The organism is Paraburkholderia sp. A1BS-2L, from assembly GCF_051125205.1.
Classification (GTDB): domain Bacteria; phylum Pseudomonadota; class Gammaproteobacteria; order Burkholderiales; family Burkholderiaceae; genus Paraburkholderia.
Window position 1 is genome coordinate 820,974 of the sequence record NZ_CP120431.1, and the last position, 12,921, is coordinate 833,894.

Here is a 12,921-nt window from a genome sequence, read left to right on the forward strand (position 1 = left end):
CCACATGCTTTATATTGCGCCGGAATACGAGGAAACGCGAAAAACCCGCCAAAAAATAACCCTCGCCGATTTGCCGATCGCACACGGCGGCAATCTCAATCGTCGAACTTCCCGGCCTGAAGCGCCTCATCGAAATCGGTGATCCACGGAGCGAAATGGTCGGTGTCGTAGATCTCCGTCTTGCCGTTGACTATACGTGTCACCGAAACCTGCCGGATTACCGCCTTCCCGGCGCCAGCAGAATCGCTTTCCTTATCCGTGATCCTGAATTCACCGAGTTCGAACCCTCGGCTTAGAAGAATCGCCTTGACGTCCGCCTGTTCATCCCAGGAAAACTCGGCAAAGTCGTGGTCAGCCATGTTCATCTCCTCGGCGCGGCGGGCGCGAATGTCGTGGCACGGTGACAAGGTGAATCCAATCTTAGCCGACACATTGCCATTGTTCGGCCAAAGTTGCCATCATGCATCCGCGTCAAAATTCAGACGTTTGCAGATGTGTTTGCAGATGTGCCGCTTGCCTCGCACGCCAACGATTGCCCATCTGCACCCGGAGGCGAAACGCAACGCGCTATGCTTGCCGTTTCGACAAGGACCTGGCAAGGAGGCCAGTAGGCATGGAAAGAACGGTGACGGTGGCGGGCGTGGTCGGCACGGGGCTGATGGGCGTCGGCATTGCGACGCAATGTGCGCTGCATGGCCTGCGCACGATCGTGCATGACGTCGATCCCGCCCGGCTCGCGAGCGTGGCGGCGAAGGCCGAGGCCGTGCTCGACGAACTCATCGACGCCGGGCGCATCGATGCCGCCGAGCGTGCAGCCGCGCTCGCGCGCATCGAAACCACGGGGCAGCTCGACGCCATGGCGCAGGCACAGTTCGTTTTCGAAGCGGTGCCCGAAGTGCTCGACCTCAAGCACCGGCTCTATGCGCGGCTCGGCGCCGTGCTAGCCGCCGATGCGATTCTGGGGAGCAATACGAGCGGCTTCGAACCCGATTTGCTAGCCGGCCCCCTGCCCGCGCCCGAGCGCTTCGTGATCGCCCATTTCTGGAACCCGCCTCATATGATTCCGCTCGTCGAGGTGGTGCCGGGCCGCGCGACCGCGCGCGAGGTCACGGCGCGCACCGAGACGCTCATGCGCGCGATCGGCATGGAGCCCGTCGTGCTCGCCAAGTCGATTCCCGGCTTCGTCGGCAACCGTCTGCAATTCGCCGTGCTGCGCGAGGCGCTCAACATCGTGCGCTCGGGCGCAGCGAGCCCCGACGTGGTCGATCGCGTGATGAAGGCGTCGCTTGGCCGCCGCTGGGGCATCGTCGGGCCGCTCGAAAGCGCGGACATGGGCGGCCTCGATACCTTCGTCGATATCGCTTCGCATCTCATGCCCGCGCTCGCAAAGGACGAAGACGTGATCGATCTGCTGCGCGAGCAGGTGGCCGCCGGACGCGTTGGCGCGCGCAGCGGCGCGGGCTTTTACGACTGGGACGAGGCGCATCTCGCCCGCGTGAAGGCGGCGCGGCGCAAGCTGATCGCGGGCGATTGAACTGTGATTGCGCTGCGATTGAATGGCCAATCGAGTGATCGATCGAGCCGCCAGTCCGGCTCAATCGATCGGGCTCATGCCGCCTTGCGGGCGTCGGCAATGCGCGGCGGCGCTTCGGAGCGTGCATAGAGCCGCTCCAGATAGGCCTGCAAACGCGGAAAACCACCGAGCATCTGGAATTCGTTGGCCCAGTCCATCAGGTACACGGTCACGCAATCGGCCGCCGTGAGCCGGTCCCCCACGATGAATGCGCGTGTTTCCAGATGCTTTTCGAGCACCGCCGCCATGGCTGCGAATTCGTCGCGTGCCAACTCGATATCGGCGGGCAGGCGCTTGTCCGCCGGATAAAGCATCGAGTGCTTCGTGATGCGCCACAGGGGCTGCTCGAGTTCCGTCACCGCAAACAGGATCCAGCGATAAGCCTGCGCCCGCGCGTCCAGATCGGCCGGCATCAAGCCTTTCTCCGGATATTTGTCCGCGAGGTACAGCACGATCGCCGCCGATTCGGGAATGACCCGGTCGCCGTCGATCAGCACCGGGACCTTGCCGGCCGGATTGACGCGCAGGAATTCCGGCCGCTTATGCTCGCCTTCGAGCAAATTGACCGATATGAACTCGAAATCTGCGTCGACTTCCTTGAGACCCCATAGCGCACGCTGCGAACGGGTTCCACCAAATCCGTAAAGCTTCATCACGATTCTCCAAAGTAATCCGTCGAAAAGCGCCTGCGCGGTTCAGCCCGGAGGAATCGGCAGCACCGGCATCACCTCGACCGCATCCCCGGGAAAGATCGTGAAATGCGGATGGCCTTCGAACAGCTTCATGGCCTCGTCGATGGAAGCGCTGCGCACGACCGTGAAGCCTGTTAGCGCATTGGTGGTGTCCTTGATGCCGTCCGGGCCAATGCGTTTGGTCTTGCCGAGCGGTCCGCCGAGTTCGACGATGTCCGCCTTGTGCTGCTCCACCCACCCCTTCCATGCCGCGATGCCCTCGCGCTCGCGGGCGTGCCGCTCGTCTTCGGGAAGAGCCCACCACGCCTGCGCGCGCGGGTTGTCGTGACTGCCGAGAAAAACGGCGAGAAACAATTTCTGGTCGCTCATGCGTCCTCCGTCTGCTATTGCGAGCAACGGGATGTTGCTCATCCGGCCTTGACAATATAGGTTGATATCAACATAATTGCAACATGTCACGCGCAAAGAAAATCCCTTTCGAAACCACGCTCATGGTGCGCGATTGCTGCCTGTGTCTGCACATGCAGCGCGCGGCGCGCAACCTCGCGCGCATTTTTGACGAAGCGTTGCGCCCGCTCGACCTCACGAATGGTCAGTTCTCGCTGCTGATGTCGCTCAACCGGCCGCATCCACCAGCCATCAAGGATGTGTCCGCGCTGCTGGCCATGGACCGCACCACGCTCACGGCTGCGCTTAAACCCCTGGAGCGCCGCGGCCTCGTCAGCATCGAACAAGACCCGGACGACAAACGCAGCCGCCTGCTCAGCCTGACACCCGAAGGCGAACGCCTGCTCGCCGAAGCATTCCCCGTGTGGCAGCGCACGCACGCCGAGATCGAGCAACCGTTCTCCTCTGCAGAGGTCGACCGGCTGCGCAAACAGTTGCGTGCGCTTTCATAAACTCATTATGCATGACTACGCAATTCGTTGACAAATCAACTTTATTGCGCCTGATTTCTCCCCTCGTTAGCCGGAAAGGCTTTCCGCAGACGTTATAATTCTGGCCGCGGTGGCAGGTAGAAATTTGCGTTTCCGACCCGCATTTTCATATGCCAACGCAAATCAGCGAAACGATCGGCAAGAGCTACCGCGCGCGGTCAAATGAGTGAGATGCCGGCACGAATTACCTCTAATCCCCCAATTGATGTTCATACAGAAAGATAGACTGGGTTCGCAATGCTGAAGCGGAGTATTTCCGCCAGCGACATGGGGGGCGGACGGTGATCGAGGTGCGAAGAGCCATTGTTGCGGAGCGGCGCCGCTCGCTGCTGGTCTATGGAAGCATCGTCGCCGCCCTCCTTGCCAGCGCCGTGGCTTCTGCCTGGCAGGCAAGCGCGGTTGTCGCCGATGCCCGCGCGCAAAACCGCGCGGCCCTGCTCGTGAGTACCAGCAACGCCTTGCTCAGCGGCATGAAAGACGCGGAGAGCGGGCAGCGCGGATTTCTTCTGACCGCGGACGAACAATATCTGGCGCCCTATGTGCGCGGCAAGGCGGCGGCGCTCGACGCGCTCGCCCGGCTCTCCGGTTTGATTCGTGGCCCCGAGCAGGTTGCCGCGCTACGGAACGTGCGCGACGACATGGACGAAAAGCTCGCTGAACTGGCCTTGACCGTGCAGCTCGAGCGCAGCGGCCAGCATAAGCGCGCACTCGCCGTGGTCAAGACCAATGCCGGCAAGGCGGCGATGGACCGGCTGCGCGAAAGCGTCAGCGCGATCGCCGCCGATTGCGACGCCAAAGGCGCGGCGGCGCTGCGCGACGAAACCTTCCGCGTCGAGCGCGCGGGCTACGCATTCGCCGGTTTACTGCTGGGCGTCCTCGCGCTGCTGGCGTACACCACCGTCATGCAAAGAAAGGCGTTCACCGGTGTCGTGCGCGGCGCGGAGCGCATGACGCGCGCCGCGTTGCGCGACGCGCTCACCGGCTTGCCGAACCGCCGCGATCTGGATCTTCAGCTTCGCGCGCTCGAAGGCCACGCGGCAAGGGCGCACGCCCCTGTCACCGCACTGTTCATGGATCTCGATGGCTTCAAGCTCATCAACGACACCCAGGGACATGCAAGCGGCGACGCGCTGCTGCGCCGTGTTTCGGAGCGGCTGCGGCAAGTGAAGCGCTCCGGCGACCTGCTCGCGCGCGTGGGCGGCGACGAATTCGTGCTGATCGCGCCGGGTCTCGCCAACCGCACGGATGTCGATCAGCTTTGCGCCAGGCTGATTGCGGCGGTAGCCCCGCTTGCGCGCGAGTTCGGCTTTGTGGGCCTGAGCATCGGCATTGCAATCCGTGAAGCGGCGAGCGAAACGCTTGCCGATCTCGTCGTACGAGCCGACCAGGCCATGTACGACGCCAAGCGTTCGGGCGGCGGCTACCGGTTCAGCCCGAAGGACCGGGAGATTGGTCCAACCGAGGCGCTTGCCTAGCGAGTACCGCAAGCGCCTCCAGTCAGCAGACAGCCTGCAAACCCTCGCGAGTTTTTTCAAACTCGCAGCAAGGCCCTGCGCATTACCCAGTTCCGTTTGATAAGGATAACTGATTGTGAAAGTGAAGAACCTCGTTGCCGGCCTGATGACCGGCGTCGCCCTCAATGTGTTTGCCGGCGCCGCCGGTGCAGCTTGCGTCACCAACCCCGCCGCCCAGCCCGACGGTTCGTTTCCCGCCACGCTCACGGGCAAGCTCGTCTATCACAGCTACGTGACATATGGCGACGGCACGAGCCAGATCTTTCTCTACGATTTTTCGGCACGCTCGCTCACGCAGCTCAGCAAGGCCTCGTGGGGCATCAAGGACCCGATGAACGCCGTGTTCAGCCCCGACGGCAAGTGGATCGCCTTCATGGGCGTGACCAACAACGCGTGGAATGTGTTCATGTATCAGCTCGGCACCAGCAACCCGCCGGTGAACATGACGAACAGCACGGGCGCCACGCGCAATGAAGATCCGAAATTCAGCAAGGACGGCAAGACCCTCGTGTTCAAGCAGAACGGCGACGTCAAGCAGGCCACGCTTTCGTACACGAGCGCGGGTCCGGCCTTCACGTCGATCGTGAGCCTGACCAACGCCCCCTCTGGCGCCGAGTATTCGATGCCCTATCTCGCGCCTGATGCAAGCGCCGTCTACTACGCGACCGGCACGGGCGCGAACATGGGGCTCATGAAGCGCACGATCGCCACCGGCGTCACGGCCGTATTCGATCATCCGCCTTCGCTGCAAACCTACTATCCGATCGTGCGCGCGGACGGCAACGTGTTCTACGCGCGCTGGAAGGACACCGGCGGTCTCGACCAGATCTACGAGAAGACGTCGGACCCGGCTTCGACGCCGAACCAGCTGTCGCTCAACGACTGCATCAGCAACAACTCCGACCCGGCCCCGGTGAACGGCACGAACTACCTGTTCTTCTCGTCGACGACGGCTGGCGGCTATCAGCTCTACATGGCCGACGTGACCACGGGCCAGCGCTGGAGCCTCACGCAGTTCGGCGTGAACGCTGACTCCACCAAGGCCAAGCTAGGGTCGAACTATTACGGCGGCCCGGCCGCGAGCCAGACCGCGCTGCTTTCGCAGGGGCATTCCGCCAGCGCGTCGGCCAGCTACAACACGTCGCTCACGCCCGACAAGGCCTTCGACGGCAACACGACCAGCACGCGCTGGGACTCGCCCGAAGGCGCGGGCGTCGATCCCCAATGGATCTCCGTGGATCTGGGCGCGGTGAAGAGCATCAGCGGCGTCGACCTGTATTGGGATGCGGGCGCCAGCGTGTATCAAATCCAGACCTCGAGCGACAACGTCAACTGGACCACGCTCTACTCGACGACCAACGGTGTCGCCTACGGCCACGTCAAGCTATCGAATCTCAACGGCCAGGGCCGCTATGTGCGGATGTACGGCACTAAGCGCGCAACACAGTGGGGCTATTCGCTCGACGAAATGCAGGTGTGGGGATCCTGAGTCAGGCCTCCGCGCGCCAGCGGGCCGTGAATGGTTGATTGGCTGCCACCCACTCACGGCTCGTCCGGCACCGCAGAAAGCGGCGCGGCCACGTGCTCCAGCGACTTGCGCTCGGCGTCCGCGCCCCACACCGCGGCAACCAGCGCCGCGCCCACCATCAGCGCGGACCCCACGAGGTAGCCCGTGAACACCGCGCCGCGCTGATGCGTATCGATCAGATGTCCGAAGAAAGCCGGCCCGACAATTCCGCCCAGCGCGGTGCCGAACGCGTAGAACACCGCAATCGCCAGCGCGCGGATTTCGAGCGGGAAGGATTCGCTCACGGTCAGATAGGCGGAACTTGCCGCCGCCGATGCGAAGAAGAAAATCACCATCCACGCGAGGGTTTGCGTCATGACGGTCAGCATCCCTTGCGCGAATAGATAGCCGCTTCCCGTCAGCAACAGGCCCGAGAGCGCGTACGTCGTGGCGATCATCTTGCGGCGTCCGATCACGTCGAACAGCCGCCCCAGCAGGAGCGGCCCAAGAAAATTGCCGAGCGCGAACGGCAGCAGGTAAAGGCCCACGTCGCCGCCCGGCACGTGGTAGAAGTCCGTGAGCACCAGCGCGTAGGTAAAGAAGATCGCATTGTAGAAAAATGCCTGGGCCGTCATCAGCGAAAGCCCGACCGCCGCGCGGCGGCGGTGCTGCACGAAGATCGCGTGCAGCACGGTTGAGAGCGGCGTATGGCTTTGCGCGCGCAGCCGCAGCGGCTTTCCCGGAGGATCGCCAAGCACATGCCCCGTCTTCCGGAAGCGTGCCTCGATGGTCTCGACGATGGCGCGCGCTTCGTCGTGCTCGCCGTGCGTGAGCAGCCAGCGCGGGCTTTCCGGTATCCATGCGCGCATCGGCAGGATCACGAGCGCGAGCACCGCGCCGATGAAGAAACACACGCGCCAGCCCCAGTCGGGCGGCAGCAGATGCGGCTCCAGCACGATCAGCGAGCCCGCCGCGCCAATGCCCGCGCCCACCCAGAATGTGCCGTTGATGCCGAGGTCGGTCCAGCCGCGCACGCGCGCGGGCGTGAATTCCTGAATGGTCGAATTGATCGCCGCGTACTCGCCGCCGATGCCCGCGCCCGTGAGCGCGCGAAACACTACAAAGCTTGCGAAGCTCCACGAGAATGCCGTGGCGGCGGTGGCGGCCAGATAGACCGTGAGCGTGATGAAAAAGAGCTTGCGCCGCCCCAGCCGGTCCGTGAGCCAGCCGAAGCCCAACGCGCCGCACACCGCGCCGGCAATATAGGCGCTGCCGGCAATCCCGACCTGAGTGTTGTCGAAATGGAGCACCGGGCTCGTCTTCAGCGCGCTCGCCACGGCGCCCGCGAGCGTCACTTCGAGCCCGTCCAGCAGCCACGTGACGCCCAGCGCCACCACGATCAGCACATGAAAATGCCCCCACGGCAGGCGGTCGAGGCGTGCGGGAAGGTTGGTTTCGACGATGGATTGCGTTTCGGTCGTGTGCATCGCGCAGGCAGGTCTCGGGTCGCTGTATCTCGCGTAAAAATGCATCGCGAGCACATGGCATGCCCGCCCGACCAGGGAACGCGCGATGCTGTCGTCTTGGAAGACCAATGGAGCAACCATGAAAACTTTCGATTTCGACCAGCGTCTTGAAGAGATCCAGATGTCACTGGCGAATCTCTTCGAATCACCCAAGGCGTCGACCGTGAACTGCCTCAAAGATGAAGACACCGTCGTATTGCGTTTGAGCTGGGTCGTGGAGTCGAAACGCGATTCCACACTCGATGCGCGTTGTGCGGCCACGATCCACGCGACACGCGCACAGCTCGAACGTTACGCGGGTCTGGAGACCGCGCAACGGCGCACCATTCAGCAACGCATCCGCCAGTGTGTGCGCACGCAATTCGAGGAACGCCAGGGTCCCTCCCAGCATGGCGGCGCCTGCGCATTCGATGTGGTGCTGGACGATGCAATCTTCCACGCCGACAAGGACGACTACTTCCCGAGCATCGAGTAAGCGCGGCGCGCAAAGCCGGTGGTCGCCCGGCGCGGGGTGGCGCGCAGGGACACCGCAACACGCGCGTGTTAATGCGCCGCCGCGCTGCGATGGCGCTTCGCCGTGCCGCTCAGCAGCAAGGCGGTCTTCACCACGGCCATATGCGTGAGCGCCTGAGGAAAGTTGCCCGCGAGGCGCCGCTCATGCACATCGTATTCTTCGGCAAGCAGGCCCAGATCGTTTGCCACGGCGAGCACGCGCTCGAACTGGCGGCACGCGGCATCTTCGTCGCCTCGCAGGTACAGGCAGTCGGCCATCCAGCACGAGCACGCTAGAAACGCGCCTTCGTTCGGCGCTTCACCGCCGCGTTTCCAGCGGCGGATCAGGCCGCCGTCGCCGAGCTCGGCGCGAATGGCATCGAGCGTCGTCGACATGAGCACGTCGTCGGCGCGCATGAAACCCACCAGCGGCATGAGCAGCACGCTCGCGTCGAGCTCCGGGTCGGCATAGCCGCGCACGAACACGCCGCGCCCGGCATGCCAGCCGCGCGTGCAGACTTCGTCGTGCAGCGCGCGGCGCAGTGCGACCGCCTGTTGCATGAGGGCGTCGCCCCGGCCGGGTCCAGCATCGCGCCAGTGCGAGATGAAGCGGTCGAGCGCCACCCAGGCCATCACGCGCGAACTGGTGAAGTGGCAAGGCGTGCTACGCGATTCCCAGATGCCCGAGCCCGGCCGGTCGCGATGATCGAGCAGCCAGCGGACGATGCGCGCTTCGAGCGCCGCCTCGCCCTCCGCTGGCGGGAGGCCAGCCTTGCGCGCGAGATAGAGGCAATCGAGCGCCTCGCCGAATACGTCGGGCTGATACTGCCTCGCCGCCGCATTGCCGATGCGCACCGGCTGCGCGCCGCGCCATCCCGTGAGTGCGGATACACTGCGCTCGCGCGGCACGTGCCCGCCATCGACGCAATACATGATGTGGAAGGTGTCCAAAGTTTCGCCGAGCGTGTCCAGCAGCCAGTCGCGCCACGCCATCGCCTCGCCGTGAAAGCCCGCTTCTATGAGCGCCTCCATTGCGAAACTCGCGTCGCGCAGCCAGCAGTAGCGGTAGTCCCAGTTCAGGCTGCCGCCCGGCGCCTCGGGCAGCGAGGTCGTGGGCGCGGCCACCATCGCGCCGCTCGGGCGGTAGATCAGCGCCTTCAAGGTAAGCAGCGAGCGACGCACGGCCTGTGGCCAATGCGTGCGGCTGTCGTCGAAGCCGTCGATCCAGCGGCGCCAATGGCGGCGCGTGTCTTGCAGCGCAAGCGCAGCCGCAACCGTATCGACGCCCGGCTGGTCGCCATGGCACAGCGTGAACACAGCACGCTTGCCTTCGCGCAGCGTGAACGAGGCCTCGAGCGCGTGACCGTGCACGGCGAGCGGCAAGTCTGCGCGCAGCGTCATCGCACCGCTCGCCGTGCGCACTGTCACGGCGCCTTGCTCAGGGACGATCACGGGCGGCGGTGCATCCGCATCGGCACGCGGATGCAGAACCGACCGCATGGCGACGCTGCCGTGCAGTCCTTCGGCCATACGCACGATGCACGGCTCGCGGGTGTCGGCCGTCATGAAATCGGTCAGCCGCACGCAGCCGCTGCGCCCCTCGAAATCGGTTTGCAGCACGAGCGTGTCCTCTTCGTAGCGGCGGCTGATGCTGTGTGCCGGCTCGGCGGGCGCCATGCGCCAGTGGCCGTTCCCGGCTGTACCGAGCATGGCTGCGAAGCACGGCTCGCTGTCGAAGCGCGGCCAGCAGAGCCACTCGATCGTGCCGTCACGGCTCGTTAGCGCGGCGCCACGGCCGTCCGCGAGCAGCGCGTAGTCCTCGATGCGGCGGCTCATAGGCAGCGCTTCCCGCTCGGCCCCGGGCGCACGTCGACGAGCGAGTGAGTTGCAACCGCCTGAATCCGCGAGCCAACGAAGCCGACGAATGACGTTTCGTACATCGTATTTTTCTGGTTGATATCGAGTCGAGGCCGGCCTGAGCGGTGGCCCCGGGATTGGCATCACCCATAAAGGCATATCGCCCCATTTGAGCAAGCCGGATGCCTGATGGCCTATGTGAGGTTCCTGCTCGTCGTGGCAATCACGTGGCTGCACGTTCCTCCGCGCTCGTGATCGGTTCCCTCAGCCCGCCGCACCCATATCGCGTCCTACAATGACCCAGTAGAAGCACGCCCCAATGGCGCTACACTCCACCCGTCAGATCACCGCCCGGGGGCGAATCCCATCAGGAACACGCGAAGGAGCACACGATGCGCAAGATGCAGGCAGTGCAGGTAACGAAAGCAGGCGGCCCGCTGGAACTGGTCGAACGGGACATACCCGAGCCGCCCGAACGACATGTGCTGATCAAGGTGCAGGCCTGCGGGATCTGCCATAGCGACTCGCTCACGAAGGAAGGACTGTGGCCCGGGCTTCAGTATCCGCGCGTGCCGGGACACGAAATCGCCGGTATCGTCGAAAAGCTCGGGACTGGCATAGAAGACTGGCAGGTCGGGCAACGTGTGGGGGTGGGCTGGCACGGCGGGCATTGCGGCCACTGCGAAAGCTGCCGGCGCGGCGACTTCGTGCTCTGCAAAAGCGCGCTCGTGCCTGGCATCAGCTACGACGGCGGCTACGCGCAGTACATGGTGGCGCCGCAGGAAGCCCTCGCCCGCATGCCCGACGATCTCTCCGACGTCGACGCCGCCCCGCTCCTGTGCGCGGGCATCACCACCTTCAATGCATTGCGCCGCAGCGGCGCACACGCGGGCGATGTCGTGGCGATCCTCGGCATTGGCGGGCTGGGCCATCTCGGCGTGCAGTACGCACGCAAGATGGGCTTCGTGACCGTGGCCATCGCGCGCGGCAAGGACAAGGAGCCGCTCGCGAAGCAACTCGGCGCCCATCATTACATCGACAGCGAAGCGCAGAACGTGGCCGAAGCATTGCAGGCGCTCGGCGGCGCACGCGTGATTCTCGCGACGGCCACGAGCGGCAAGGCCATGAGCGCCGCAATCGGCGGGCTCGGTGTGAACGGCAAGCTGATCATGGTCGGCGTGTCGGAAGAGCCCGTGGAAGTGCCCATCACGCAGTTCATCATGGGGCGCAATTCGGTGCAGGGCTGGCCGTCCGGCACGGCGGCCGACTCCCAGGACACACTCGCGTTCAGCGCGCTCTCGGGCGTGAAGCCCATGATCGAGGAATATCCGCTCAGCCGTGCAGCAGAAGCTTACGAGCAGATGATGAGCGGAAAGGCGCGTTTCAGAGTCGTGCTGGTGCCTGGGAAATAAGCGCGAAAACAAGCGGGAAAAACCCACTGTGCGATGAATCGTGCGCTCAAACCGAGCGCTCGATCGCCTGCCCCAGCATCGAAACACCCAGGTCGATCTCCTCCTCGCTCACAGTCAGCGGCGGCGCAATCCGGAACACGCCACCCATGCCGGGCAACTGTACGATGTTCATGCTAAGTCCGAGGCTCATGCACTCGCGCGTGATCTTCGCGCCCAGGCCATCGGCGGGCTCCTTCGTGCGGCGATCCTTGACGATCTCCATGCCGAGAAGGAGCCCACGCCCGCGCACATCGCCGATGCACTCGAAACGCTCCATCAGATCGAGCAGGCCACGCCTTAACCGATCGCCCATGACGTTCGCGCGCGCAACCAGTCCCTCGCGCTCCACCACGTCCAGTACGCGCAGGCCCACGGCGGCTGGCAGCGGATCGGACACGTGCGTCGTATAGAACAGATAACCCAGTTCGTGCGCACGCTCTTCGATCTCCGCGGAAGTCACGACGGCCGCGAGCGGCAGCCCGGCGCCCAGCGTCTTCGAGAGCGTGAGAATGTCGGGCGTCACGCCGTCGCGCTCGCAGGCGAACATCGTGCCGGTGCGCCCCACCCCGGTTTGCGCCTCGTCCAGAATCAGCAGCATGCCGCGCTCTTCGCATTTACGCTTGAGCGCCGCCATGTAGCCTTCGGGCAGTTCGATGATCCCGCCGGAGCTCAGGATCGGCTCGGCGATGAAGGCGGCGAGATTGCCGCTGGACTGGCGATCGATCAGGTCGAATGCGTAATCCAGCTCCGCAAGATAATCGTAATGGCCGTTGCGCTCGAAGCGCGGCCGGTACGTGAATGGCGCCGGTATCGCGAACGAGCCGACCGCCGCGGGCCCGACACCCTTGCGGCCCGCGCTGTAGGTCGCGGACGCCGCGCCCCCCGTCATGCCGTGCCACGACTGCGCAAAGCCGACGATCTCGTACTTGCCCGTGACCAGCTTCGCCATGCGGATAGCGGCCTCGTTCGACTCCGCGCCGGTGCTGAGCAACAGCGCGCGGTCGAGCCCCTCCGGCGTGACCTCGGCCAGACGCGTGGCGAGATCGACCACGGGCCGCGAGAGCATGCCGCTGAAGAGATGGTCGAGCTTGCCGGCGTACTCGTTGATGACCGAGACGATTTCCGGATGGCTGTGCCCCAGCACCGCGCTCATCTGCCCCGAGGTGAAATCGAGGATCGCACGGCCATCCGCATCGTAGACAAAGCTGCCTTTGGCGCGCTCGATGATCATCGGCTCGAACGTGCCGCCGTAGCGGATGAGGTGCTGCCTGGCATTGCGCCAAAACGTTGCGTCGTTGTTCCGGGACACCGTGCTTCTCCTGGTGGTTGGCTGCCAAACGAGGGCCTGGTGGGAATGACTTGCAGTGTAGG

General features: G+C 64.5%; 12 protein-coding genes. 6 read left to right on the forward strand and 6 right to left on the reverse strand.

Annotation, left to right across the window (positions count from 1 at the left end; all coding sequences use genetic code 11):
* Positions 1-95: 95 nt before the first annotated feature.
* Positions 96-359: a hypothetical protein gene (locus P5W98_RS33495; protein ID WP_421028704.1), complete on the reverse strand. Its 264-nt coding sequence runs from the start codon at positions 357-359 to the stop codon at positions 96-98.
* A 254-nt stretch (positions 360-613) separates the two neighbouring features.
* On the opposite strand from P5W98_RS33495, the gene P5W98_RS33500 reads away from it, so the two are divergent.
* Positions 614-1,534, forward strand: a complete 921-nt coding sequence (locus tag P5W98_RS33500) for a 3-hydroxyacyl-CoA dehydrogenase family protein (RefSeq protein WP_421028705.1) — start codon at positions 614-616, stop codon at positions 1,532-1,534.
* 74 nt (positions 1,535-1,608) lie between these two features.
* On the opposite strand, the gene P5W98_RS33505 is transcribed toward P5W98_RS33500, so the two are convergent.
* Complete coding sequence (locus P5W98_RS33505) at positions 1,609-2,226, reverse strand: glutathione S-transferase family protein (RefSeq protein WP_421028706.1); 618 nt, start codon at positions 2,224-2,226, stop codon at positions 1,609-1,611.
* Positions 2,227-2,268: 42 nt separating this feature from the next.
* Positions 2,269-2,634, reverse strand: a complete 366-nt coding sequence (locus P5W98_RS33510) for a hypothetical protein (protein ID WP_421028707.1) — start codon at positions 2,632-2,634, stop codon at positions 2,269-2,271.
* Between the two features lie 83 nt (positions 2,635-2,717).
* Between P5W98_RS33510 and P5W98_RS33515 the strand changes: the two genes are divergently transcribed.
* The 3 genes from P5W98_RS33515 (at position 2,718) to P5W98_RS33525 (ending at position 6,206) form a co-directional block, all read left to right on the forward strand.
* Positions 2,718-3,164: a MarR family winged helix-turn-helix transcriptional regulator gene (locus tag P5W98_RS33515; protein WP_421028708.1), complete on the forward strand. Its 447-nt coding sequence runs from the start codon at positions 2,718-2,720 to the stop codon at positions 3,162-3,164.
* A 329-nt stretch (positions 3,165-3,493) separates the two neighbouring features.
* Positions 3,494-4,678, forward strand: coding sequence for a GGDEF domain-containing protein (locus P5W98_RS33520; protein ID WP_421028709.1), 1,185 nt, complete (start codon positions 3,494-3,496; stop codon positions 4,676-4,678).
* Between the two features lie 115 nt (positions 4,679-4,793).
* Positions 4,794-6,206: a discoidin domain-containing protein gene (locus P5W98_RS33525; protein WP_421028710.1), complete on the forward strand. Its 1,413-nt coding sequence runs from the start codon at positions 4,794-4,796 to the stop codon at positions 6,204-6,206.
* A gap of 53 nt (positions 6,207-6,259) precedes the next feature.
* On the opposite strand, the gene P5W98_RS33530 is transcribed toward P5W98_RS33525, so the two are convergent.
* Positions 6,260-7,711, reverse strand: coding sequence for an MFS transporter (locus tag P5W98_RS33530; RefSeq protein ID WP_421028711.1), 1,452 nt, complete (start codon positions 7,709-7,711; stop codon positions 6,260-6,262).
* Between the two features lie 118 nt (positions 7,712-7,829).
* Here P5W98_RS33530 and P5W98_RS33535 point away from each other — a divergent pair, with 118 nt between their 5' ends.
* Positions 7,830-8,225 carry a hypothetical protein gene (locus tag P5W98_RS33535; RefSeq protein WP_421028712.1) on the forward strand — a complete coding sequence of 132 codons (396 nt, stop codon included), beginning with the start codon at positions 7,830-7,832 and terminating at the stop codon, positions 8,223-8,225.
* A gap of 68 nt (positions 8,226-8,293) precedes the next feature.
* Here the strand turns inward: P5W98_RS33535 and P5W98_RS33540 are convergent, their stop codons facing one another.
* Positions 8,294-10,078, reverse strand: coding sequence for a glycoside hydrolase family 15 protein (locus tag P5W98_RS33540; RefSeq protein WP_421028713.1), 1,785 nt, complete (start codon positions 10,076-10,078; stop codon positions 8,294-8,296).
* Between the two features lie 413 nt (positions 10,079-10,491).
* Between P5W98_RS33540 and P5W98_RS33545 the strand changes: the two genes are divergently transcribed.
* Positions 10,492-11,511 carry an alcohol dehydrogenase gene (locus tag P5W98_RS33545; RefSeq protein WP_421028714.1) on the forward strand — a complete coding sequence of 340 codons (1,020 nt, stop codon included), beginning with the start codon at positions 10,492-10,494 and terminating at the stop codon, positions 11,509-11,511.
* A gap of 46 nt (positions 11,512-11,557) precedes the next feature.
* Here P5W98_RS33545 and P5W98_RS33550 read toward each other — a convergent pair whose 3' ends face one another.
* A complete protein-coding gene (locus tag P5W98_RS33550) occupies positions 11,558-12,859 on the reverse strand; it encodes an aspartate aminotransferase family protein (protein ID WP_421028715.1) in 1,302 nt (433 codons plus the stop codon).
* Between the last annotated feature and the right edge of the window lie 62 nt (positions 12,860-12,921).

Bases quoted from the DNA above. Each gene is read 5' to 3' on its own strand.
- P5W98_RS33495 (WP_421028704.1), bottom strand. From the start codon at position 359: ATGGCTGACCACGACTTTGCCGAGTTTTCCTGGGATGAACAGGCGGAC.
- P5W98_RS33500 (WP_421028705.1), top strand. From the start codon at position 614: ATGGAAAGAACGGTGACGGTGGCGGGCGTGGTCGGCACGGGGCTGATG.
- P5W98_RS33505 (WP_421028706.1), bottom strand. From the start codon at position 2,226: ATGAAGCTTTACGGATTTGGTGGAACCCGTTCGCAGCGTGCGCTATGG.
- P5W98_RS33510 (WP_421028707.1), bottom strand. From the start codon at position 2,634: ATGAGCGACCAGAAATTGTTTCTCGCCGTTTTTCTCGGCAGTCACGAC.
- P5W98_RS33515 (WP_421028708.1), top strand. From the start codon at position 2,718: ATGTCACGCGCAAAGAAAATCCCTTTCGAAACCACGCTCATGGTGCGC.
- P5W98_RS33530 (WP_421028711.1), bottom strand. From the start codon at position 7,711: ATGCACACGACCGAAACGCAATCCATCGTCGAAACCAACCTTCCCGCA.
- P5W98_RS33535 (WP_421028712.1), top strand. From the start codon at position 7,830: ATGAAAACTTTCGATTTCGACCAGCGTCTTGAAGAGATCCAGATGTCA.
- P5W98_RS33540 (WP_421028713.1), bottom strand. From the start codon at position 10,078: ATGAGCCGCCGCATCGAGGACTACGCGCTGCTCGCGGACGGCCGTGGC.
- P5W98_RS33545 (WP_421028714.1), top strand. From the start codon at position 10,492: ATGCGCAAGATGCAGGCAGTGCAGGTAACGAAAGCAGGCGGCCCGCTG.